At 55.1% G+C, this 23,522-nt stretch carries 20 protein-coding genes and 1 pseudogene; 10 read left to right on the top strand and 11 right to left on the bottom strand.

What is annotated here, in order from left to right; translation table 11 throughout:
• Nucleotides 1-360 precede the first annotated feature (360 nt).
• A pseudogene (locus B1H58_RS14885) lies at nt 361-1,051 on the bottom strand (hypothetical protein); the annotation flags it as partial.
• 172 nt (nt 1,052-1,223) lie between these two features.
• On the opposite strand from B1H58_RS14885, the gene eitA reads away from it, so the two are divergent.
• The 4 genes from eitA to B1H58_RS14865 are packed head-to-tail and all read left to right on the top strand — an operon-like array spanning nt 1,224 to nt 5,268.
• The gene (gene eitA, locus B1H58_RS14880; RefSeq protein ID WP_085071255.1) at nt 1,224-2,222 is read left to right on the top strand and encodes a siderophore ABC transporter substrate-binding protein EitA; all 999 of its coding nucleotides are present in this window, start codon (nt 1,224-1,226) and stop codon (nt 2,220-2,222) included.
• Nucleotides 2,222-3,259 (top strand): FecCD family ABC transporter permease, encoded by a 1,038-nt coding sequence (locus tag B1H58_RS14875; RefSeq protein WP_085071254.1) that lies wholly within the window; start codon nt 2,222-2,224, stop codon nt 3,257-3,259. Before eitA ends, B1H58_RS14875 begins: the two co-directional genes overlap by 1 nt.
• Nucleotides 3,259-4,020, top strand: a complete 762-nt coding sequence (eitC, locus tag B1H58_RS14870) for a siderophore ABC transporter ATP-binding protein EitC (protein ID WP_085071253.1) — start codon at nt 3,259-3,261, stop codon at nt 4,018-4,020. Before B1H58_RS14875 ends, eitC begins: the two co-directional genes overlap by 1 nt.
• A 15-nt stretch (nt 4,021-4,035) precedes the next feature.
• Nucleotides 4,036-5,268 carry an MDR family MFS transporter gene (locus tag B1H58_RS14865; protein WP_085071252.1) on the top strand — a complete coding sequence of 411 codons (1,233 nt, stop codon included), beginning with the start codon at nt 4,036-4,038 and terminating at the stop codon, nt 5,266-5,268.
• Between the two features lie 96 nt (nt 5,269-5,364).
• Here B1H58_RS14865 and B1H58_RS14860 read toward each other — a convergent pair whose 3' ends face one another.
• Complete coding sequence (locus B1H58_RS14860) at nt 5,365-5,655, bottom strand: putative quinol monooxygenase (protein WP_085071251.1); 291 nt, start codon at nt 5,653-5,655, stop codon at nt 5,365-5,367.
• A 205-nt stretch (nt 5,656-5,860) separates the two neighbouring features.
• Between B1H58_RS14860 and B1H58_RS14855 the strand changes: the two genes are divergently transcribed.
• The 5 genes from B1H58_RS14855 to B1H58_RS14835 all read left to right on the top strand — a co-directional run bounded on the left by B1H58_RS14855 (nt 5,861) and on the right by B1H58_RS14835 (nt 11,639).
• On the top strand, nt 5,861-6,121 hold the full coding sequence (locus B1H58_RS14855) for a hypothetical protein (RefSeq protein ID WP_085071250.1): 261 nt from the start codon (nt 5,861-5,863) through the stop codon (nt 6,119-6,121).
• A 207-nt stretch (nt 6,122-6,328) separates the two neighbouring features.
• Nucleotides 6,329-6,820: a (2Fe-2S)-binding protein gene (locus B1H58_RS14850; RefSeq protein WP_085071249.1), complete on the top strand. Its 492-nt coding sequence runs from the start codon at nt 6,329-6,331 to the stop codon at nt 6,818-6,820.
• Nucleotides 6,817-7,815, top strand: coding sequence for an FAD binding domain-containing protein (locus B1H58_RS14845; RefSeq protein ID WP_085071248.1), 999 nt, complete (start codon nt 6,817-6,819; stop codon nt 7,813-7,815). The genes B1H58_RS14850 and B1H58_RS14845 overlap by 4 nt, the downstream gene beginning before the upstream one ends.
• The gene (locus tag B1H58_RS14840) at nt 7,812-10,115 is read left to right on the top strand and encodes a xanthine dehydrogenase family protein molybdopterin-binding subunit (RefSeq protein WP_085071247.1); all 2,304 of its coding nucleotides are present in this window, start codon (nt 7,812-7,814) and stop codon (nt 10,113-10,115) included. The genes B1H58_RS14845 and B1H58_RS14840 overlap by 4 nt, the downstream gene beginning before the upstream one ends.
• A 63-nt stretch (nt 10,116-10,178) precedes the next feature.
• The gene (locus B1H58_RS14835; protein WP_085071246.1) at nt 10,179-11,639 is read left to right on the top strand and encodes an AMP nucleosidase; all 1,461 of its coding nucleotides are present in this window, start codon (nt 10,179-10,181) and stop codon (nt 11,637-11,639) included.
• A 49-nt stretch (nt 11,640-11,688) separates the two neighbouring features.
• Here the strand turns inward: B1H58_RS14835 and mdtI are convergent, their stop codons facing one another.
• The 4 genes from mdtI to phnH all read right to left on the bottom strand — a co-directional run bounded on the left by mdtI (nt 11,689) and on the right by phnH (nt 15,021).
• Nucleotides 11,689-12,018, bottom strand: coding sequence for a multidrug/spermidine efflux SMR transporter subunit MdtI (mdtI, locus tag B1H58_RS14830; protein ID WP_085071245.1), 330 nt, complete (start codon nt 12,016-12,018; stop codon nt 11,689-11,691).
• Nucleotides 12,005-12,373 carry a multidrug/spermidine efflux SMR transporter subunit MdtJ gene (gene mdtJ / locus B1H58_RS14825; protein WP_085071244.1) on the bottom strand — a complete coding sequence of 123 codons (369 nt, stop codon included), beginning with the start codon at nt 12,371-12,373 and terminating at the stop codon, nt 12,005-12,007. Before mdtJ ends, mdtI begins: the two co-directional genes overlap by 14 nt.
• 549 nt (nt 12,374-12,922) lie before the next feature.
• Nucleotides 12,923-14,218, bottom strand: a complete 1,296-nt coding sequence (locus B1H58_RS14820) for an NCS2 family permease (protein WP_085071243.1) — start codon at nt 14,216-14,218, stop codon at nt 12,923-12,925.
• Between the two features lie 251 nt (nt 14,219-14,469).
• Entirely contained in the window at nt 14,470-15,021 is a 552-nt protein-coding gene (gene phnH / locus B1H58_RS14815) for a phosphonate C-P lyase system protein PhnH (protein ID WP_085071242.1), read from the bottom strand.
• A gap of 262 nt (nt 15,022-15,283) precedes the next feature.
• On the opposite strand from phnH, the gene B1H58_RS14810 reads away from it, so the two are divergent.
• Entirely contained in the window at nt 15,284-17,458 is a 2,175-nt protein-coding gene (locus B1H58_RS14810; protein WP_085071241.1) for a putative bifunctional diguanylate cyclase/phosphodiesterase, read from the top strand.
• A gap of 77 nt (nt 17,459-17,535) precedes the next feature.
• On the opposite strand, the gene B1H58_RS14805 is transcribed toward B1H58_RS14810, so the two are convergent.
• The 5 genes from B1H58_RS14805 to nac form a co-directional block, all read right to left on the bottom strand.
• Entirely contained in the window at nt 17,536-18,381 is an 846-nt protein-coding gene (locus B1H58_RS14805; RefSeq protein ID WP_085071240.1) for an oxidoreductase, read from the bottom strand.
• 158 nt (nt 18,382-18,539) lie between these two features.
• Nucleotides 18,540-20,336 carry a thiamine pyrophosphate-requiring protein gene (locus B1H58_RS14800; protein ID WP_085071239.1) on the bottom strand — a complete coding sequence of 599 codons (1,797 nt, stop codon included), beginning with the start codon at nt 20,334-20,336 and terminating at the stop codon, nt 18,540-18,542.
• 71 nt (nt 20,337-20,407) lie between these two features.
• A complete protein-coding gene (locus B1H58_RS14795) occupies nt 20,408-21,262 on the bottom strand; it encodes a GNAT family N-acetyltransferase (protein ID WP_237172403.1) in 855 nt (284 codons plus the stop codon).
• A 42-nt stretch (nt 21,263-21,304) separates the two neighbouring features.
• Nucleotides 21,305-22,261 carry an HTH-type transcriptional regulator Cbl gene (gene cbl, locus B1H58_RS14790; RefSeq protein ID WP_085071238.1) on the bottom strand — a complete coding sequence of 319 codons (957 nt, stop codon included), beginning with the start codon at nt 22,259-22,261 and terminating at the stop codon, nt 21,305-21,307.
• Nucleotides 22,262-22,413: 152 nt separating this feature from the next.
• The gene (nac, locus tag B1H58_RS14785) at nt 22,414-23,331 is read right to left on the bottom strand and encodes a nitrogen assimilation transcriptional regulator NAC (protein ID WP_085071237.1); all 918 of its coding nucleotides are present in this window, start codon (nt 23,329-23,331) and stop codon (nt 22,414-22,416) included.
• Nucleotides 23,332-23,522: the final 191 nt, after the last annotated feature.

The raw sequence follows: 23,522 nt of genomic DNA, 5'->3' as shown, positions 1-23,522 counted from the left end.
AAGGATTATGACGGATCAGATAAACGAAATGCGGCGCAGCTTCCGTATCCAGGCTGCGCCGGAAGGACATCAGCGATAACGCGAAGGCCAGATTTAGTTGATCACTACAAACTAAACTCATTAGGGGTAAGATGCAGATTCGGCTGGTATTTACTGATTTTTAACAGTATGCAGCTTAATGGGCTAGTACACTGCTGCGATGTAGGTGCGACATTGTCCATGATAAAGCTCACCTTGGCTTTTCTCTTTCAGTCTCCATGCTGTTATATCAAATTAATAGCTGGAGATCCTTTCTCCTTGCTGAAACAGTGACATAAATTCAACCTCTGCCTCAAAATCATTATAGAAATCGATAACAACTTAAACGCCACTGCTATTCCGGCAAATCACTCCACACAAGCGCAACTCCGGCGGCTTTGCCGGTGTAATAACCCCAATCCTGACAGGCAAAGAACCCCTCTTTTTGGCATTGTTTCTTGATAAGCCGCCAGTTTTCGGTTTCAAACTCCATATGGGTAACCAGGGACTCAAAAGCTCCCTCGGCAACTTCTACTTTTAGCTGTTTCTCTTCTTCACTGTCGGTAAGATCAGATTCATTCTCCTTCAGCGCCTCATTTTCCAGTCCATCAAAACTGTTTTTTAACCCGTCAAAACAGTTTGTAGCAACACCTGGGGTATGGAAGAACAAACCGCTAATGAAAATCGCTTCCATCACTTCATAGAAGGAAAAAGAGGTATCTCCATAAACAAAACGACTAAGATCGGTACTACCTACCCCCGAGACACTTTCTCTTAGCAGTTCATCCTTCTGCAAGGTCATCAGCGTTTGTTTGTTGTAGAGGATTACTGGTAGATTTTTAATTCCGTGGACATTTTCGCTAAGGCTCCAGCGTTCTTTATCACCTTTGATAAAACCGGAAGCATCACAGCTACTTTCTATATCAAACTCATCAGTGGGGAGCCGCTCACGATTGAGCCAGGCTGTAAAATCCTCACCGTCTCCCCTATCCTGATGCTGATATGCGCGGTAGTCAGAGCTTCGGCGATCAATTCGGCACGTATTTGAGGCACCACTGCCAACGGCAGCAAACAGATATTTCACCTAATTGATAATAAACCTCAGGTATAAAAAGTTCTCGCTTTAGTAATAATTTTCATTATCATTTCACTTTAGCTTTAATAACTGAAAATACAGCAATAGTTTTTATGAAGGGTAGCGTGAAATGAAGAGAGTCATCTGCGCAGCAGGATTAATGTTTGCCTCGGTCAGTTCTGTATTTGCAACCACTTACCCTCTGACAATTGAAAATTGCGGTTATAAAGAAACCTTTAACGCCGCGCCTGAACGCGTTGTGGCATTAGGGCAAAACACCGCTGAGATTTTACTGCTGCTGGGCCTGCAAGACAGGATGGTGGCGAGTGCCTTCTGGCCATCGAAAGTCCTGCCGGAATTAGCAGAAAAAAACAGCAAAGTTAAAACGTTAACCGTTGAAATCCCTACCCTGGAATCTGTTCTTGCGCAAAACCCTGACTTTGTCGCGGCGCAGCTTCCCCTGTTAATGGGACCAGAGAGCAAAGTAGCCAAACGCGAGGATCTCGCCACTATCGGCGTAAACAGCTATATGTCGCCGGGCATGTGTGCCACGAAAAAAGCTATCGGTGATATGTACGGCAGCCGCCAGCAGCTGTGGGATATGAGCTATCTCTATCAGGAGATAGAAGATTTTTCGAAAATTTTTAACGTTGAGGCGCGTGGTCAGGCATTAATTGCCGATTTTAAAAAACGTGAAATAGATTTACGTCAGGAATTCAGTAAAAATAAAAAAGACCTCTCGTTTGTGTTCTGGTTTTCCAGCTCCTCCCCTTCTGCTGATGCTTACGTGGGCGGTAAAAACAGCGCCTCGGGATTTATCGCTAATGTGTTGGGCGGTCATAACGCGATCAACGCTGAAGCAGAGTGGCCCACCGTTGGCTGGGAGAGCATCATTGCCGCTAACCCGGATGTGATTGTGGTTTCTAATCTCGATCGCAACCGCTGGGCGCTCGATAACGCAGAAGAAAAAATCAAATTCCTGAAAAACGATCCCACCGTCAGCCAGCTTGAGGCCGTGAAAAAAGGGCATATTGTCGTTATGGATGGCCAGGCGATGAATCCCACCATCCGCACGCTGTATGGCGCTGAACAAATTGGCGAACAGCTCAGAAAGATGGATATTCAGTAATGGCCGATGTCGTGCAACAAGCACGGCGGGGCGTGTTTCTCTCCCTGTCGTGTGTACTCTCCGTGGTGCTGTTGATTGTGGTGATTGCGCTGGGTGTTAGCGTTGGCGAACTGGCCATTCCGCTTGAGAGCGTATTATATGCGCTGGGTAATAAAGCCGGATTAACCCATGTGCCGCTGAATCGTATCCACGAAAGCGTTATTTGGGACTTTCGCTTGAGTCGGGCGCTGGTTGCCGCCTGCTGCGGCGCGGGACTGGCTATCTGTGGCGCGGTACTGCAAAGCCTGCTGAAAAATGCTCTTGCCGAGCCTTATGTACTGGGCGTTTCAGCGGGCGCATCAACCGGTGCAGTCTCCGTCGTGGTGTTGGGTATCGGCTCCGGCGCCGTCACGCTTTCAGCTGGCGCATTTGCTGGCGCATTCGCCGCCTTTGCTTTTGTCGCCTTTCTGACCAACGGCGCACGCGGCGGCAACGAACGGACCATTCTCGCGGGCGTAGCCGCATCGCAGCTTTTTAACGCCATTACCGCCTATACCATCAGCACCTCCGCCAGCGCTCAACAGGCGCGCGACGTGATGTTCTGGCTGCTCGGCAGTTTCAGCGGCGTAAGGTGGCCTGAGTTCCAGCTGGCGCTGTGTGTGGTTCTGGTGGGTCTGGCTATTTGTCTCTACTACTCCCGCGCGCTCGATGCCTTCACCTTTGGTGACGATGCCGCGCTTTCGCTTGGCATTCCTGTTGCCTGGGTACGGCTCACTCTGTTTACCACTACCGCGCTCATCACCGCCACCATAGTCAGCATGGCCGGATCTATTGGTTTTGTCGGGCTGGTGGTTCCGCATGTTATGCGTTTCTTTTTTGGCCCGCTACATCGAACCCTGTTGATCGCCAGTGCGCTGGCGGGCGCCATTCTGATGGTGCTGGCGGATATCGCCTCGCGCATGCTGATCGCACCGCAAAGTCTGCCGGTGGGAGTCGTAACAGCACTGGTCGGCGTGCCGTTCTTTGCCATTATTATTTATCGTTCAGGGAACAAGTAATGAGCATCTCTGCTGAAAATGTCACCTGGAAGGTGGGCAAGAAAGTTATCGTAGACGATGTTTCGCTCACGGTCTCTTCAGGCGAAACCGTCGGGCTGCTTGGTCCGAATGGCTCAGGTAAGTCTTCACTGTTGCGCCTTCTTGCCGGCATTCGTCGCCCGCATTCCGGCACGGTGATGCTGGATGGCAAAAACATCAGCCATATCGCCAAAAAACAGCTGGCTCGCCGTATCGCCTTTGTTGAACAGCATGGCGCGACAGAGGCAAACATGCGCGTGCGGGACGTGGTTAAACTGGGGCGCATTCCGCATCACTCCCCTTTTTCCAGCTGGAGCCCGCGCGATGATGAGACCGTGACTGAAGCGCTGCAAAAAGTGGATATGCTGAAATATAGCGATCGGGGGTGGCAGAGTCTGTCCGGCGGCGAACGCCAGAGGGTGCATATCGCCAGAGCGCTGGCGCAAACGCCTGGCGAAATCCTGTTGGACGAGCCGACCAACCATCTGGATATTCATCACCAGATACAGTTAATGAAGCTTATTACCGAGCTGGGGGTAACAAGCATCGTGGCTATTCACGATCTTAACCATGCGGCGATGTTTTGCGATGCGCTGATCGTTATGCAAAAAGGCAAGGTGGTCGCCAGAGGGACGCCGCAGCAGGTGCTGACCGAGTCACTGCTGTGGGAGGTGTTTCAGGTGGACACCAGGATTGAAATTTCTCCCTATCATGGCAAAAAACATATCCACTACATCTCATAACGTCAGGCTATTTTCATGTTTTTGCCTTTTCAGAGGCCGGTAACGCACGTCTGGCCGCCGGTTTTATTAGGGAGCCAGTTTGTTTTCAATATTGGCTTCTACGCCGTGGTGCCTTTCCTGGCGCTGTTTTTACGTGACGATATGCTGCTCTCCGGCGGCGCAATCGGGCTGGTGCTTGGGCTACGCACTTTCTCACAGCAGGGCATGTTTATCGTAGGCGGCGCGCTGTCAGATCGGTTCGGCGCGCGCGTTGTGATTCTTTGGGGCTGCTTTATCCGCATAGCAGGATATCTGTTACTGGCGTTTGGTCACGCCCTCTGGCCGATCGTTCTTGGCGCCTGCCTCACCGGCATTGGCGGGGCATTATTCTCTCCCTCCATTGAGGCGCTCCTCGCTAAAGCAGGCCAGCAAAGCGAAGCCAGCGGTAAACGCAGCCGTGCCGAATGGTTTGCTCTTTTTGCCGTCTGCGGCGAGCTGGGCGCAGTGCTTGGTCCGGTATTGGGGGCACTGTTTACCGGGCTGGGTTTTCGTCTGGTTGCGTTTGCCGGCGCCGCTATTTTTTTGCTGGCGTTGATCATTCTTTCTGTTTGTCTGCCGCGCAGCGAGACAAGGCCGCCATCTCAGCAGCGGACGGCCTGGTGGGGCGTGCTCCGCCAGCCACGGTTTGTGGTGTTCATTATTGCCTACAGCTCTTGGTTGTTAAGCTACAACCAACTCTATCTGGCGCTTCCGGTGGAAATTCAGCGCGCCGGGGGCGATGAGAAAGATTTGGGGCCGCTGTTTATGCTGGCTTCATTGTTAGTCATCACGTTACAGCTTCCTCTGGCGCGTTTTGCGCGGGTTATCGGGCCTGCATGGAGCCTGCCGGCAAGCTTTGTTCTGGTGTCAGCCTCTTTTCTGAGCGTGGCGCTTTTTGCGGCGCATGAGCCGTCTGCGGGCTGGTTGCGTCTGTTGCCTGCGGCCTGCTTCGTCACGCTGCTGACTTTTGGGCAGATGTTACTGGTGCCCGCCGCGAAAGATTTTATCCCCCGTTTTGCTGAGGAGGCGACGCTCGGTGCCCACTACGGCGCGCTTGCCAGCGCGGGCGGTTGCGCGGTGCTGGCTGGCAACATTCTTTTTGGCGGCCTGCTGGACCGCGCACTGACGCCCTCGACGGAAGCGATCACGCCCTGGCTGCTGCTGGCGCTGTTTCCGTTTTGTAGCGCGGGCATATTAACTTTGCTCTGCCGCCAGATGCGCAGCCGTTAATCGCGTGCCCGGCTGCTGCCAATCGCCTCAACCTGCCAGAAAAAAGCCCGCTCAGATTTCCCCGAGCGGGCTTATGGCATTTAGCACCTTACGGCATCAGGCCAGCACTTTCAGTTTCGTTACCTGCAGTTCGGCGCGACCTTCGATAGTTTCCATCAGGCGCAGGAACGGCGCGGCTTCGCTGTGTTGCTGCAGGTGCGCTTCAGATTCCCAGCGCTCCAGCAAAACAAAGTGCTGCGGATTTTCCAGATCCTGATGCAGCTGATACTGCTGGCAGCCCGGCTCGCCCTGCACGTCGCGCTCCACGGTACGCAGCGCCTGCTCAACCACTTCCGCTTCACCTGCTTTTGGGATCACGGTAGCGACAATAGCGATAACTTCACTCATTTTGTTTCTCCTTCGATCGGTTTGATACATAGCGTCAGGTCAGAATAGACGATATTGCGCCGCGAACGCATAGCGATTCCTGCCAGGAGGCACGCAGCGCTTAAATTTGGCGAATAACTGCTGTGTTTTTAAGCTTGAAATTCCTGAATCGGCCAATATATAGCGTTCAGGATTGTCTGAAACTTGATTATCGGGAGCCTGGCGAATGAAACCGTGCGATGAAACCCTCTCTCAGCAGCCGCAAAAAATGGTAGCTGCGGCTAATCAGGACTCCGTTCAGGAGTTGCTCGCGCTGCTACAGCAGCAAAATTTACCGCCGGAAACCGCGCTGGCAAACCTGGCGGTGGCGATGTCTCAACTCATGGCTAACACCGGCTGCCATCAGTTTATTCTCAGCAACCCGCTCTCACAGCTGTTGGTACTGTTGCAAACCGGCGCGCCCACCCATAGCCATATGATCCATTAAGGCACGTCCGTTGTTGGCGGCAGCCCTGCCTGCCGCTTCCCCTGTTTAGCCTGCCACGCCTCGTCACTGGCTTATAACGTCTACACTTATCCGGTTACCTGATTAAGGGCCGTCATCGCAGCGGTCCGTTCTGCATTTTTTAATAAACGCAATGTGGGCAGTGCTGCCAGGCGCTGCCATCCCCTTATCCTGTTACGGGAGACTGCTATGGCTCAGCAACGAGTAATGCGCCTGCACATCAACGGAAAAGAACACCCTCTGGCGCTTGACGCGCGTGTAACCCTTCTCGATGCCCTGCGTGAACATGCCGATCTGCCGGGAGCGAAAAAAGGCTGCGATCACGGCCAGTGTGGCGCCTGTACCGTACATATCGACGGTGAACGGGTATTAAGCTGTCTGACGCTGGCGGCGCAGGCGGAAGGCCATAAGATCACTACCATCGAAGGGCTGGCTGGAGCGGATGAGACGCTGCATGCGGTGCAGGCAGCCTTTTTACGTCACGATGCCTTCCAGTGCGGCTACTGCACGCCGGGACAGATTATGTCCGCCGTGGCCTGTATTAATGAAGGCCACGCCAACAGCGACGATGAAATCCGCGAATATATGAGCGGCAATATCTGCCGCTGCGGCGCCTATCCCTTTATTGTCGCGGCGGTGCGCGAAGCGGCGCAGCAGCTACAACAGGAGCAAACGGCATGAGAGAGTTTGATTATCTACGCGCCGAAGATATTGCCAGCGCGACGGCCGCCACCAGCGTGCCGGGCAGTCGTCTCCTGGCGGGCGGCACCACCCTGATCGATCTGATGAAATGCGATGTCGAGCAGCCCGATCGCCTGATCGATATCACCTCCCTGACCGGGATGTCAGCGATTGAGCTGGAAGAAAACGTTATTCGCATCGGCAGCCTGTGCAAAATGAGTCAGGTAGCGCAACACGAAGCATTGCAAAAGATTGCGCCCGCCGTGATCCAAAGCCTCACCAGCGCCGCCTCCGCCCAACTGCGCAATATGGCGACCATCGGTGGCAATATCATGCAACGTACGCGCTGCAGCTATTTTCGCGATGCGCACGGTTACCAAAATTGCAATAAACGTCATCCCGGCTCCGGCTGCGCCGCCCGTACCGGCATGAATCGTAATCATGCCGTGCTGGGCAACAGCGAACATTGTGTTGCCGTCTATCCCGGCGATCTGGCGGTGGCGCTAACCGCATTCGATGCCACACTGCAGCTTCAGGCGTTGGATGGCAGCGAACGCCGCGTCACCGTTGAAGAGTTTTTACTGCTGCCAGGCGATCGTCCCGACCAGGAGCAGGATTTACACGCCGGTGAAATCATTACCGCCATTGAGATTCCGGTAACCGCCGCGCTGCAGCGTTCACACTATCTGAAAGTACGCGACCGCAGCTCTTATGAGTTCGCTGCCGCCAGCGCCGCCGTCGGGCTGGCGCTGGAAGAGGATGGCGTTACGCTGCGCGAGGTACGCATCGCGCTGGGCGGCGTCGCAACCCGGCCCTGGCGGCTTCGCGCGCTGGAACAGGCGCTGCGCGGCAAACCCTTTAACGAGCAGCAATTGCGTGACCTGGCACCGCTGGCGATGCAGGAGGCCAGTGCGCTGGCGCACAACGGTTATAAAATTACGCTGGCGCCGCGCGTTATTGTACGGGCGTTGCTGAATGCGGGAGGCATTGCATGAGCGAGACCATTAAACGGCATAATCCTGGCAGCGCGGCTGACGCACTTCAGGGGCTGGGCGCTCGCCGCGATCGCGCTGACGGCAGGCTGAAGATTCAGGGGCTGGCGCGCTACGCTGTTGATCACCCGGTAGATAATCTGTGTCATGCGGTGGTGGTGCAGTCTTCCATTGCCGAAGGGGAAATCAGTCATATCGATAGCGAAAAAGCACGGCAAATGCCGGGCGTGCTGGCGGTGTACACCCATGAAAGCGGGTTAACCATTCATCCCGCTGCCACCTTCGCCAGCGGCGGCGCGGCGGCGCAATCTTTTGTACCGCTGCAAAGCCCCCGCGTACGCTGGAACGGACAGCATGTGGCCCTGGTAGTAGCAGAAACGCTGGAACAGGCGAAAGCCGCGGCGGCCAGCATCCACATTGATTACGTTACGCAACCAGCGATTATTCATCCGGATGACCCGCTTGCTCAGCCAAAAACGGTAGAGGATTTAAATGTTGACTGGGGCGACGCCCGGCAGGCAATTCAGCAGGCGAGCGTCTCGATTAGCGGCATCTATACCACACCGCGCGAATATAATCTGCCGATAGAGCTGCACGGCTGCATCGCTGACTGGCGCGACGGTGAACTGACCTTATGGGAGCCGAGCCAGTGGGTTGGCGGTGCGCGTAGCGTGGTGTCGCAGTGGATGGGGATCGATATTGATAAAGTCCGCGTGCTTTCGCCCTTTACCGGCGGCGGTTTCGGTTCGAAAGGTGGCATTCAGCCTCATTCAGCCCTGGCCTGCGCCGCCTCGCGCGCGCTGGGCCGCCCGGTCAAGCTGGTGCTGACGCGCGGGCAAACCTTTACCGGCTTCGGCGGACGCCCCCGCACCCATCAGCAGCTGACGCTGGCGGCCAACAGTGACGGCAAGTTACAGGCGATTGTACATGAAAGCTGGAACGAAACCGCCCGTGAAGATACGCATCTTGAACCCTGTAATTCGGTTACTGCCCTGATGTATGCGGTACCAAATTTTTATTCACGTCATAGCCTGGTGCCGGTCAATACCGTAAATCCCGGCTGGATGCGTGCTCCGGGCGAAAACCCCAGCAGCTGGGCGCTGGAAGTGGCGATGGACGAACTGGCGTATGCGCTGAAACTTGACCCGCTGGAATTACGTCTGCGTAACTACGCAGAGGAAGATCCGCAGGCTAACCTGCCGTGGAGCTCCCGTCGGCTGCGTGAAGCCTATTCCGCCGGCGCGCAGGCTTTTGGCTGGTCGCAGCGCCCGCCGGAGCCAGGCACCCTGCGTGAAGGTCGGCAGCGCATTGGCTGGGGCATGGCTTCCGGCAGCTATCCGGTGCGGCGTACGCCGGGTGAAGCAGGGATCACGCTGCGTCAGGATGGCAGCCTGGAAGTGCGCAGCAGCGGTGCCGATATTGGCACCGGCACCTATACCATTCTGGCGCAAACTGCCGCCGACGTGCTGAGCGTGCCGTCAGAACAGATCAGCGTGCTTTTAGGCGACACCAACCTGCCGCGCGCGCCGGTGGCTGGCGGCTCGCAGTTGGCGAATCTCCTGACCGCCGCAGTATACAAAACCGCGCTTAAGCTGCGCGAAGAGCTGATTACGCTGGCGCTCGGCAGCGCTGAATCGCCGCTGTTCGGGGCCAGACGCGAGGATGTTATGCTGGCGGAGGGCCAGCTACGCCTGTTCAGCCAGCCGGGCAGCAGCCTGAGCTTTACCGAGCTGCTGCGCGTCGCCGGAAAGGAAACGCTGGAAGTGCAGGCAGATACCTTTCCTTCTGACGCCACGCAGGAAGATCGTGATGCCGCTGACCGCACCTCGTCGAAAATGATCCCGCCCACCTCCGGCGGCTTTTCTGCCCATAGCTGGAGCGCTATTTTTGTCGAAGTGGCGGTGGATGAGGATTTCGGCACTATCCGGGTTCGCCGCATCGTGGGCGCTTTCGACAGTGGTCGCCTGTATAACCCGAAACTGGCGGAAAGTCAGTGGATCGGCGCAATGGTGATGGGGATTGGTCAGGCGCTGCTGGAGGAAGGTTTGATCGATGATGATAATGGCCGCGTGCTTAACGCCAGCCTGGCGGACTATCTGGTAGCGGTGAACGCCGATATTCCGGATATGGAAGTGATCAACGTCGGTGAACCTGACTATCAGGCCAGCGCGTTGGGCGGTAAAGCGGTCGGCGAACTGGGCATAGTTGGCGTGGCGGCTGCCATCAGCAATGCGGTGTTCCACGCCACCGGCAAACGCATCCGCGATCTGCCGATTACGCTGGAGAAAATGTTAGCGGACTAACGGCCTGAGCGGAATGGTTCTAAGCTATAGTGCAATGCAAAGCTGAAAACCTGAGGAGAAAAAATGGCTAACGACCATTTCGCTAATGGACTGAATACGGCGCAGGCGCTGGAGCAACTGGATGCACTCTATTACCAGGCGGTGAGCGCCCTGCGTGACGCCATTAAAGCCTTTGTTGAAGAGGGCACGCTGCCGGATCCGCAGGCGCGTGCCAACGGGCTGTTTGTTTATCCGGAGCTGCGTATCAGCTGGGACGGCACCTCGCCGCAGAAAAACCGCAGCCGGGCCTGGGGACGTTTCAGCCACGCCGGAAGCTATGCCACCACGATCACTCGCCCGGAGCTGCTGCGTCACTATCTGCGTGAACAGCTGGCGGTTATCGAACGTGATTATGAAGTCACGATAGAAGTTGGCCCGTCGCGCCAGGAGATCCCCTTCCCTTACGTGATTGACGGCTCCGACCTTGGGCTGGACCGCACGATGAGCAGCGCGCTGGCGAAACATTTTCCTACCACCGATCTGGCGAATATTGGCGATGAAACGGCAGACGGCATTTTCAACACCACCAGTATTTTCCCCCTGAGCCACTTTGACGCGCTGCGTACCGATTTCTCGCTGGCGCGTTTGCGACACTACACCGGCACGCCGCCGGAACATTTTCAACCTTTTGTCCTGTTTACCAACTACACGCGCTATGTGGATGAGTTTGTACGTTGGGCCTGCGAGCAGATTAAAGATGAGAACAGTCCCTATACGGCGCTCTCCTGCGCTGGCGGCGCGCTGATTACTCAGGAAACGGAGAATGCTGAAGCCGCCCTCTCCGACCTGGCGTGGAAAAAGCATCAGATGCCCGCCTGGCACCTGATTTCGCCAAACCAGCGTGGTATTACGCTGGTAAATATTGGCGTGGGGCCATCGAATGCGAAAACCATTTGCGATCATCTTGCGGTGTTGCGTCCACACGCCTGGCTAATGATTGGCCACTGCGGCGGCCTGCGGGAAAGTCAGCAAATTGGCGATTATGTTTTGGCGCATGCCTATCTGCGCGACGACCACGTACTGGATGCGGTGTTGCCGCCGGATATTCCTATTCCCAGCATTGCCGAGGTGCAGCGCGCACTGTATGACGCCACCAAAGAGATCAGCGGAATGCCGGGCGAAGAGGTAAAAATGCGGCTGCGTACCGGTACGGTGGTCACTACCGACGATCGTAACTGGGAGCTGCGCTATTCGGCCTCGGCGCTGCGCTTTAATCTCAGCCGTGCCGTAGCGGTGGATATGGAAAGCGCCACCATCGCCGCGCAGGGCTATCGGTTCCGCGTGCCCTACGGCACCATGCTTTGCGTTTCCGATAAACCGCTGCATGGCGAGATTAAACTACCCGGTCAGGCTAACCGCTTTTATGAAGGTGCCATTTCCGAGCATCTGCAAATTGGCATCCGGGCGGTGGAGCTGCTGCGCGCCGAGGGCGATAAGCTGCACTCACGCAAGCTACGTACCTTTAATGAACCGCCTTTCCGCTAAATATGCATAAAAAAGACGCCTGCGGGCGTCTTTTTTTATTATGCCGAAATTATGCCAGCTTGATCATCACCATGCCAGCCAGCAGCAGCAACAGGCCAACCCAGCCGCGCGGACGCAAACGCTGTTTAAACAGGATCCATCCTGCCGCCAGCGTTGCGATAACGCCAAAGCCGCCCCACAGCGCATAGGCGACCGCCAGATCGATGCCCTTCACCGCCTGCGCCAGAGCGCTGAAAGCGCCCATTACCATCAGCAGCGACAGGATCCCTGGCAGACGTTTGCGAAAACCATCCGAGTATTTAAGGAAAATATTTGCGGTAATTTCCAGCGCCACCGCCAGCATTAAAAAGGCGATATGCCATCCATTAAGCGGTTGCATGCAAATCTCCTTTTTCATCTTTACGTTTGCTAGCTTTGTCGGTACCACCGTGCAATAACAGGATACCGGCAATCAATACCATCAGGCCAAGCCCCTTTATCAGCGGCAGCGATTCAGCGAACAGGGTGACGCTACAGAGCGTAATCAGCAATACGCCAACGCCTTCCCACAGCGCATAAGCCACGCCAAGCGCAATACGCTTTATCGCCAGTGATAACGCAATATAGGAAAGTGTGATCATGATATACATCATCAGATGGCCCAGCTTGCCGCCGTACAGACTGGCATACTTCATAGAGAGCGTACCCGATACTTCTGCAATAATCGAAACAGCCAAAAAAAACCAATATTTCATCTTTAAACCCTCAAGATGGTAAAAAGCATAATCAATTACTGCAAAAGCGGCAAAACAAGGCCTCTACAGTAAAAACCTGCATAAAAAACTTTTTATGGAAGTGTTAACCATTCTTCCGGTAAGCAGCCTGAGCCAGAATACCGGCACGCGGAATGCGCGCATGGTCACAGAAGAGTAAACGGGGCTACAGCTCGCTACACCAGTGGGTTTCGCAATTCACTATCGGCGAGATAAAACCAGTGACGAAGAAGTTTGATGAGAATGGCTTACTACCTTTGAACATAATTTTTCACTGTGTCAGTAATTAAAACAACCTGCTTCAGTGCCTCATTAAGCTAACAAATTACAGCTTAGGATAAAATATAGCGCAAAATCGCTATTTACTGAAATCTCTCATTTATCAGCGTGGCTTTTCCTGATTTAAATCAAGTTTTTCCGCAATTAATAAGTGAAGCAAAGTGATAAAAATCGCTAACACGTGGCATACAGGATCATGGCAGAAAGCGGGCGCAGCAAAGGAAGGGCCGCCACCGTAGACGGCCCGGAGAATCAGGCGCTCAGCCAGCCCAGCTTAATCACGAACAGCAGCGAGAGTACAACCAGCGCTGCATTCAACTCATGACGGCGGCCGCTTAACAGCTTCACCAGCGTCCAGGTGATAAAACCAAAAGCGATGCCGTTAGCGATGGAATAAGTCAGCGGCATGGTCAGGGCGGTTACGGTGACCGGAGCTGCGGTAGTGATATCTTTCCAGTCGATTTCGGCCAGTCCGGCCGTCATTAATACTGCGATAAACAGCAACGCAGGCGCAGTCGCGTATGCTGGCACGCTGGAGGCGAGCGGGGAAAAGAACAGGCTGAGAACAAACAGGAGCGCCACCACAATTGCCGTGAGTCCGGTTCGGCCGCCCGCGCTGACGCCTGCAGCGGATTCGATATAGCTGGTGGTAGTGGAGGTACCCAATAGTGAACCAAACAGCGCAGCGGCGCTGTCGGCAACCAGCGCTTTGCCCATTTTTGGGATATTGCCCTGCTCATCCGCCAGGCCGGCGCGTTTGGTGACGCCAATCAGCGTGCCGGAGTTATCAAATACATCCACAAACAAGAAGGCGAAAATCACGCTGACCAGCGAAATATCCAGCGCGCCTTTGATATCCAGCTGCAAAAAGGTGGGCGCGATGGAGGGCGGCGCGGAGAATACGCCGGCAAAAGGCGACAGGCCAAGCCCTATTGAAATAAAAGTGACCACCAGAATGCCGATCAGCACCGCACCGGTTACGCGCCGCGCCTCCAGCACCACAATAATAATAAAACCCAGCATCGCCAGCAGCGGGCCAGGTTTGGTTAAATCTCCCAGCCCCACCAGCGTCGCTGGATTGGCAATCACTATGCCCGCGCTTTGCAGCGCAATAATGGCCAAAAACAGTCCGATACCTGCCGCGATGCCGGAACGCAGCGGCAGCGGGATACTGGTAATAATCCATTCACGAATTTTAAAAATTGATAAGGCGAAGAAAATCAGCGCCGACAGAAACACCGCACCCAGCGCGATTTGCCAGGTGTAGCCCATATGCAGTACCACGGTATAGGTGAAAAAAGCGTTCAGCCCCATCCCCGGTGCCAGTGCGATAGGATAGTTAGCAATCAGCCCCATCAGCAGCGAGCCAATTGCTGCTGCCAGACAGGTGGCGACGAAAACCGCTCCCTTATCCATCCCGGCGGCGCTAAGGATCGTGGGGTTAACAAACAAAATGTAGGCCATTGCCAGGAAGGTGGTGATACCGGCCAGCACTTCGGTACGCACCGTGGTGTGGTGTGCTTTTAGTTGAAATAGTTTTTCCAGCATGCTGCTTCTCTCGTAGCGTTAACGTCGTCACTTGCGTGAAGTTTCTCTTGCCAAAATAACAGGAATAAGAGCATTCCTGATTAGCAAGAGCTATGCCACAGCAGCTACCTCGTATTTTCAACCACGGCTCTCTTCCGGGTTGCTTTTTATGTGCCCCTGCACCGCAAAAGGGCACCATAAAACAGCACCGCACCAGACTGGTGCTAACCGTAACGGCCTGCGCATCAGCGCAGATACCAAATCATCAGTCATTAACAAACAGCAACCTGCGCGCTACGCGGCAGCACCATGACCATATCGCCACAGGTCAGCATTAAATTAATGCCCTGCCCGTTTAGCGGCCACTCACGCAAAAATGCGATTACCTGTGGTGGCAGCTGTGGCGCAACGGCGCGGCGTTCCTGAATACCTGGCCCACGCAGTCGCAGCGTCAGGCCGCCGTTAAGCGCCGGAACCTCCAGGATCACCGTGGCACCCGCCGCCGCAATGGCATGCAGGTCAGGGTTGCTGTCGCTGTGCAGCAACGCCAGGACAGCTGGCTGGATATGACTCAGCGGCGCGCTTCCGGCCCGGGACAGAGCGCTGCGCAGCTCAGGTGTATCCAGATATTCGTCCAGCCACAGCGGAGTATCCGCCTCGTTCAGGGTCATTAACAGCGCCGTTGCTGCAGGTGAGAGGCCTGGCCAACGCTGAGCACAGGGCAGCGTGACGGCTACACCAGCTTCGTTCATGGCTTTTAAAATTCTGCGCAGCACAGGCTGCGTGGCTACTACAGGGCGGTTTAAGCTCGCCAGTAAACTCATATTCTTCTCCGTTAGGTACAGCATGATGGCTACTTTGCCGCAGCTTAATGACAGACGGGTTACGCGGCGGTGGCAGCATGATGAATTTGCGTTAAGTTTAGTTAGCCGCTCTGCTACTAATTAGCATCATTAATAAAAATATCATCCACTCCTAATGTTAGATCAAAACGTTAGATTTGCCGCTTCGCCAGTATCCATATGGAGCAAAATCTATTTTATCTGTCACAATTAATTATCAGAGAGCAGTGGCATGAGTGGAAAAATGTTTAACAAAGATCAACTACCAGACACTTTCCGACGCGAGTTTATCCGTGAAGTTGTTTTGCCATTAGCGGCGGTCTTATTCATTACCTGGTGTGCAGCCAGCTTCAGCCTGGTATGGACGGCAAAACACAACAACCACGAGGCGCTGGTACAACAGGAAAACATCGTTAAAACAGCCTTTTCACAGAGCATGACCGAACATTTACGCCAGTTGCACAGCCTGAGCAACTGGCTGCCTCTGGCCCAGTATCTGCAGCAGCCCGGTAACGATACGCGCTGGCTGGACGAGAATATCGGCAGCTGGCTATATGAGATGTTTGGTCATCAGGACATCTTTATCCTCGATCCGCAGGGTCAGGCACGGTATGGCTGGCAAAACGGAAAGCGCAATGAGGCCCTCTACTGGAGCAAATTTGAACCTGCGCTGTCGCCCTGGCTGGTCCGTCAGCATGAACTGGGCATTCAGGATTTGGTTGATTATGTAAAAATTGGTGAGCGGGCGGCACTGGTAGCCATCAGTAATATTAGCACTGAAGGGAATAACAGCGGCTTCAGGATTATTGGCATTAAATATCTCGACGATGGTTTTCTCAATGCGCTGGCCCAGCGCAGCCTGATTGATGGTTTGCACTATATTGGCGATCGGCCTGCGCCTGCCGATCAGGCACGCTTTCAGCTTACCTCGCGTCTCGGTTTTTCCGCTGGCTATTTTGCCTGGCGACCGGAACAACCGGGCAGTGAGATAGTAAAAATGTTGATGCCGTTGATCGGCGCGTTACTGCTGGTGACCACTGCGGTTTGTATTGTGATGATGTACCGCCTTTGGCGCATGCAGCTGGGTCTGGCTCAGTCGATATTACGTCTGGGTGCCAGCGAAGCCCAGGCGCAGCACCTGGCCTTTCACGATGTGCTTACTGGCCTCCCCAACCGCGCAATGATTGACGATCGGCTGACGCAGGCGCTGGCACGTGCAACGCGTAACCGCAGCCAGGCAGCGCTGCTGCTGCTGGATCTTGACCGCTTTAAAAATATCAACGATACCTATGGCCACCATGCCGGTGACGACTTAATCATTGAGGTTTCACATCGCCTTGCTGCGCTATTGCGCGACAATGATACCGTTGGACGCATAGGCGGCGATGAGTTCGTTATTGTGATGGAAGATATTCAGGATCTCAGCGCGATTGATGTGCTGTGTCAGGATATTCTCGATGCACTGGCGAAGCCTTATAAACTGCTGGGCAGTGAAGCCTGGATTGGCGTCAGTATCGGCATCACGGTCGCACCGCAGGACGGGCTGGATCGCCAGGAGCTGATGCGCAAAGCCGATATTGCGCTGTACGAGGCGAAAAACGAGGGGCGTGCGCAGTATCGCCATTTCGCGCGCGCCATGGACGAGTCGGTACAAACACGGCAGCAGATTGCGGCCGATCTGCGTCATGCGCTGCAGCAGAAACAGGGACTGGAAGTCTGGTACCAACCTTTAATGGATGTGAAAGGCGAACGCGTTTTAGGATTTGAAGCCTTGCTGCGCTGGAAGCATGCGCAGCGCGGTTTTATCGCGCCGTCAGAGTTTATTCCTATTGCCGAGGAAACCGGATTAATTTTACAAATCGGCGAATGGGTGCTGCGCGAAGCGTGCCGTGTTTCTCTACGCTGGCCAACGCTGACGATAGCCGTTAATGTCTCGCCGCTGCAGTTTCGCGCCGCCGGGTTTGTACAGCGAGTTAAAGATATCGTGCAGATGGAAGGCGCTAATCCCCGCGCTCTTGAGCTGGAGATTACCGAGGGCGTCCTGATTGATAATGAGCCAGAGGCACGCGCCATTATCATTGCCCTGCGTGAGGCTGGCTTCCGCATCGCGCTGGATGATTTCGGCACCGGCTACTCCAGCCTGAACTACTTAAGTAATTTCCCGGTGGATAAAATCAAAATTGACCGCTCCTTTACCCAGTCGCTGGGCGTGGCGGAGAACTCAACGGCGATTATTGAATCTGTAGTACGGCTTGGTCATGCCATGGGCCTGACCGTGACGGCAGAAGGCGTAGAAACAAACGGGCAGATGCTGGCACTGGCTGAGGCGGGCTGCAACCAGCTACAGGGCTACCTGTTTAGCCAGGCTGTGCCGCCTGAAAAAATTGCTCTGATGCTGGAAAAGCGTAAAGCGGGATAAATGCCTCACCCTGAAACCACTGAAAATGGTTTCACAGCATAGCGGCTGGTCCCGCTATGCTGTGACTGAGCCAGGTTCTACTCCGGGAAGTCGGTGCCAAGCGAGGTTTCTCGCCACGCTTCAATCTGCGCCAGCCGCTCACGGAATTTATTGGTGACCGCTTCAAAGCCAAACGCTCCCATTATCAGATGGCGAGGTGGATGGGCATTTTCAGTAATCGCAATCATTGCAGCGGCGGCGCGCGCCGGGTCGCCCGGCTGTTTACCACTGTAGCCTGCGGTATTCTTCATGCGTGCACCGGCAGTTTCGGCATAATCATCAATACGGTTTTCTGTCTGATGCAATGAGCGTCCCGCCCAGTCGGTGCGGAATGGTCCCGGCTCAACGCAGGTAACCTTAATGCCCAGCGGCTCACTCTCAACCGCCAGCGCATCGGACCAGCCTTCTACCGCATGCTTGCTGGCGGCATAGTAGCCGGAGCCAGGAAAACCAATCAGGCCCGCCACCGAGGTAATATTAATAATATGCCCGCGCCGCGCCTTGCGCATAGCCGGAAGCACCGCGCGCGTCATGGCGAACAGACCAAAAACGTTAGCATCAAACTGCGCGCGGATCTCTTCTTCAACGCCCTCTTCAACCGATGACTGATAGCCATAACCCGCATTATTCACCAGCACATCAATGGTGCCAAACTTCTCCAGCGTTGCCTTGACCGCACCATCAATATTAGTGCTGTCGGTGACATCAAGCGCCAGCGCCAACGTCTGTTGTTCTTTACCTGGCACCAGATCCGCAACTTTTTGCACATCGCGAGCGGTCACCACCACGTTAAATCCACGTTCAATTGCCTGCTTCGCCAGCTCACGGCCAAAGCCGGTAGAGCAGCCAGTAATAAACCACACCGGGCGCGTTTCAGTTGTCATGCTGTTTTCCTTATAGGCGATCGGGCGAAGCAGAAAACCCGTTAATTTACGGATATTTTCCTGACAGCCTCGCCCGTTGTAGACAGGTTAACCTTTGATTTTTCACAAACATAAGCCAGGAGCGGCATTTTTACAAACGCCTTGCCACGCTGCTCAGATTATCTCTTTTTCGTGGGCAACACTTCGTTCAGCAACTGGCTGGCGGTATCGCCAATCACCTGCGCGGCACCGCGATCGCCCTTTAACATTGAAGTCATAAAGGCTTTCGCCTGTTTAAAGGTAATATGCGGCGGCAGCGGCGCTACTTCCGGATCGGTCTTCACTTCCAGTACCACCGGTCGGTCGCTGCTTAGCGCTTCCTGCCAGGCGGCGCTGAGCTTTTCCGGATCATCGACAAAAATACCCTTCAGGCCGAGCATTTCAGCAAAGGCAGCGTAGTGTACATTGGGAATATCCTGGCTGGCCTCAAAGCGTGGATTACCTTCCATCACGCGCTGCTCCCAGGTCACCTGATTAAGATCCTGGTTATTAAACACGCAGACAATCAGCCGTCCATCGCCCCAGCCCTGCCAGTATTTCTGGATAGTAATAAGCTCCGCCATATTGTTCATTTGCATCGCGCCATCGCCCACCAGCGCTACCACCGGCTGATGCGGAAAAGCAAATTTGGCGGCAATCGCATACGGCACCGCCGCGCCCATGCAGGCCAGGCCGCCGGAAAGCGTGGCGCGCTGTCCCTGCTTGACCCGATAATCGCGAGCGAACCAGTTGGCGCAGGAGCCGGAATCTGAGGTAACAATGGCATCTTCAGGCAGCAGAGGCGACATTTCCCATACCACGCGCTGCGGGTTAACGGGCTTCGCGGGTGCCATTGCCCTCTCTTCCATGACCTGCCACCACTCCTGTACCTGACGGGCGATATTCTCCTGCCAGCTGCGGTCTGCTTTATATTGCAGCAGCGGCAGCAGCGCACGTAGCGTTTCCGCCGCATCGCCATGCAGATTCACCTCGCAGGGATAGCGCAGGCCAAGCATTGAGGGATCGATATCAATCTGTACCGATCGCGCTTTGCCCTCTTCCGGCAAAAACTCTGTCCACGGAAAGCCGCTGCCGATCATTAACAGCGTGTCGCAGTTTTTCATCATCTCTGAAGAGGGTTTGGTACCCAACAGGCCGATAGAGCCAGTCACAAACGGCGCGTCATCCGGCAACACATCTTTGCCCAGCAGGGCTTTTGCTACGCCCGCACCCAGCACATTCGCTGCCTGCACCACCTCTACGGCCGCGCCGCGTGCGCCGGAACCAATCAGAATCGCAACTTTTTTACCGGCGTTGAGGATTTCCGCAGCACGCTGCAAATCATCTTCATAAGGCACCACTTTTGGTCGTTGATAGCCTGGGCCGGAATGGGTAAAGCCGTGCGTATGCTGCGGCTCCTGCCACGGCTCGTCCTGTAGATCTTTCGGCAAAATCAGCACCGCCACGCCGTTTTGCGCTTTCGCAATACGCACGCCACGATCGACCAGATGGCGCACCTGCGCCGGGGCCGCCGCCTCCTGCACAAAATTAGCGACGTCAGAAAAGACGCGATCGAGATTCAGCTCCTGTTGATAATTGGAGCCGCGAGAGGTGGTTTCCGCCTGGCCGGAAATCGCCAGCACCGGCGCATGGTCCATTTTTGCATCATACAGACCGGTCAGCAGATGCGTGGCGCCCGGGCCGCCGGTAGAGAGGCAAACGCCCAGTTCGCTGGTAAATTTGGCATGGCCTGCAGCCATAAATGCCGCCATCTCTTCATGGCGTACCTGAATAAACTCAATGCCAGCGCCCGCTTTATTTGCTCGCTGAATCGCGCCCAGCACTCCGTTAATGCCGTCGCCGGGGTAACCGTAAATTCGCGTAACGCCCCATGCCTTCAGGCGCGCTACAAAAAAATCGCTGGTCTTCATTGCCATTGTCTGTTTCTCCCTCTCAGATTACACAGACTTTAAGCATAGCTGACCTGCTCAGAACACAACCGCCGCGTTTAGCCCATCGCCTGGCTCATCAAACTCCAGGCCGTCATCCCCTGCGGCTGCCACTCGCTGCCGCGCACCATGCGCAGCGGATTATCTACCGGCTGTAAACCAAGTGTTTGTAGCCAGGAGCCCAGCCCCGCCTCGCGGCGGCTGTCAATACGCACAAAAGCGCCAGCCAGCGGCTGCATCGCTTCGATAATCAGCTGTTGCGCCATTTGCCTGTCAGGTGCGATGACCGGGCCGATCACATAGCCATGCCCAAAACGGCGGGTAACAGCAAAGCCCAGCGGTGCCATTTGCTGACGCAGCAGCGTGATGCTGGTACCGTTCTGGAATAGCTGTTGTAGCAACGGTAGCCGCTGAAAGCCGTTTGCCTGCCAGTCAAGCTGCGCCAGCGCCGGAAGATCGCTCTGCCGCGCCATCTGTACCAGCCCGCTGCCAGGCGGTGGCGACGTCAGCGCTGGCGTTTGATACTGAATCACATCTCCCGTGGCGACAAATCCCGCCTGGCGATAGAGCGGCGCACCGGCGGCGGTGGCGTGCAGATGCAGCTGCCAGCCCTCCAGCTGCTGCAACGTATGCTGTAACAGCGCCTTACCGATGCCCTGTCCGCGCAGCTGCTCTGCAACAATGATCACGCCCAGCGAGGCGCGCTCCGGTCCCCAGCGCCAGAACAGCGTGCTGCCGACCACTCGCCCCTGCTGTTCCGCTACTACGCCTTCGCCCAGTTGCAGCATCAGTTGCCAGTCGGCAAGACGATGCGGCCACTTAACTTCCTGCGTTAGCGCCACGCAGTCGTCCAGATCGTGCGGCGTCATTGTCCGTAACTTAATCATCTTCGCCCCCATGGAAAATAGCGACATTAGCCGCTGCTTTTGCGATCTGCAATGCGCGGAACAAAGAGATTAAATCTGAAAGTCGATCGCTGGCTCCTCTTCCTGAACGCTAAGCGCCTGACGTTTCATCTCCTCCAGCGACAGGTTGGCGTTGCATAACTCAAGAAACTGCCAGACATAATTGCGCTGCAGCTGCCCGCGCTTTAGCGCCAGCCACACGGTGCTGGCCTCGAAGAGATGGCGCGCATCAAGCCGCGTCAGCGCTGATTGCGTATCCAGCTGGCATGCCTGATCGGCAAGGATCCCCACGCCCAGCCCCAGCTCAACATAGGTTTTCACGACATCGGAGTCCTGTGCGCTGAGGATAATGTCCGGTTTCAGCCCTGCAGCCTGAAAGGCGCGATCGACACGCGAGCGTCCGGTAATTCCCTGGCGATAGGTAATCAGGGGATAGCGGCTGAGCGCCGCCAGAGCAAGCTGCGGCTCCTGCTCCAGCTCATGTCCTTTTGGCACCAGCAGCGCATGATGCCAGCTAAACCACGGAAAGGCCGCCAGCGCCGGCTGATTAACCAGCTGCTCGCTGGCGATACCTATGTCCGCTTCGCCAGCAGCAACCATCGCTACTATTTCCTGCGGCGATCCCTGATTCAGTTCCAGCCGCACCTGCGGCCAGAGCGCGCGAAAAGCTTTGATCACTTTTGGCAGGCTGTAGCGCGCCTGTGTATGGGTAGTGGCTATGGTCAGGACACCGCTGGTTTCGTTGGTAAAGATATCCGCCAGCCGTCGTACCCGACTCGCTTCATCGAGAATGCGCTCAGCGATAGCCAGCAGCGCTTTGCCCGGCTCGGTCATCCCCAGCAGCCGTTTGCCGCGACGGATAAAGATATCTACACCCAGTTCATCTTCTAAATCGCGTATATGACGGCTGACGCCAGACTGTGAGGTAAAAAGCGTATTCGCAACTTCCGTCAGGTTAAACTCACAGCGTGCGGCTTCACGAATAATTTTAAGCTGTTGAAAGTTCAAACCGTTTCTCCTTATCTGGCGTTCAATACTGCCTTAATGTTAAGCAGGCTTATTGATAGCTACAAATAATAAAAAACGGTTTCTTATGCATTTATGAGATAAAGGTGGACGACCAGTAATGATTAACCGGCCTGTCCGTGTTCAAAGATGATTTAACCCACCAGCATCAGTTCACGCTCTTCCGCTACAGGTTTGTTCAGCAGCGTCAGCAGGATATTTTTCACCGCCTGAGCGGATGGCGACAGCGGCAGACGCGAAGAGATATTGAGCGATAGCGGTAGATTAAGCGAAGGTGAATTAATACGCGCCATCCAGCCGTTAGTCGCGCTAACCAGCGCCCGTGCCGCCGACTCCGGCAACACCGTTGCGCCCATACCGCTGGAGACGGCGGCGCTCAGGGTCGCAAGCGATTCAATTTCACCAATAATACGCGCGCTGAGGCGTCGTAATGAAAAAGCTTCATCGACCCGTTTACGCACCGCACTGTAATCACGCGGCAAAAAGAGATTCATCTGCGCCACCTGAGCCAGATCCACCATGCTGCCAGGCGCATCGCAGGCCCCTACCAGATAAAGCTCCTCTTTCATCAGCGGCGTGCTGGTAATGCCTGCCAGCGGCGTGCGGTCATATAACACCGCCATATCGAGCTGTCCGCTTATCACTTTTTCATTAAGCGACGAGCCGCTGTTTTCATGCAGGTAAACCAGGATTTCCGGATACTCTTCACGCACCGTTTGCAGCAGCGGCATGGTTAGCGAAGAAGCAGCGGTGCCCGGCGCAAGACCGATAGAGACCTGACCGTTCAGCGTCTGTCCGGCATTGATCACTGCCATTTGCGCCTGTTCACACTGACGTAAAATGGTTCGCGCGTGGGCATACAGAATTTTTCCGGCCTCGGTGGGCGTTACGCCACGTTTGGTACGGATCAACAGCTGTTGGTCCAGTTCATTTTCCAGCGTGGCCACCTGCTGACTCAACGCAGGCTGCGCAATATGCAGCACTTCCGCCGCCTGAGTCAGACTGCCAATATCGACAATTTTTACGAAGTATTTAAGCCGTCTTAAGTTCATGTTGCCTCCGTCGGGGTTACCGAATGTTGTTACCAGCTCAGGCGCGCATCGCGGCTGTAAGCCATGGATTGCAATATGCAGGCCAGTTTTTATTGCGGTCAAAATGCGGCATCTCTAACCCACGATAAAATAAGAGAATCTGATTACCCCAAAGGAGTTAAGCGGCTGAATTTATGTCTTCAGCCCGGCAG

Origin of the sequence: Pantoea alhagi (genome assembly GCF_002101395.1) — a bacterium.
Classification (GTDB): Bacteria; Pseudomonadota; Gammaproteobacteria; order Enterobacterales; family Enterobacteriaceae; genus Mixta; species Mixta alhagi.
This window is presented reverse-complemented; position numbering and strand designations above follow the sequence as displayed.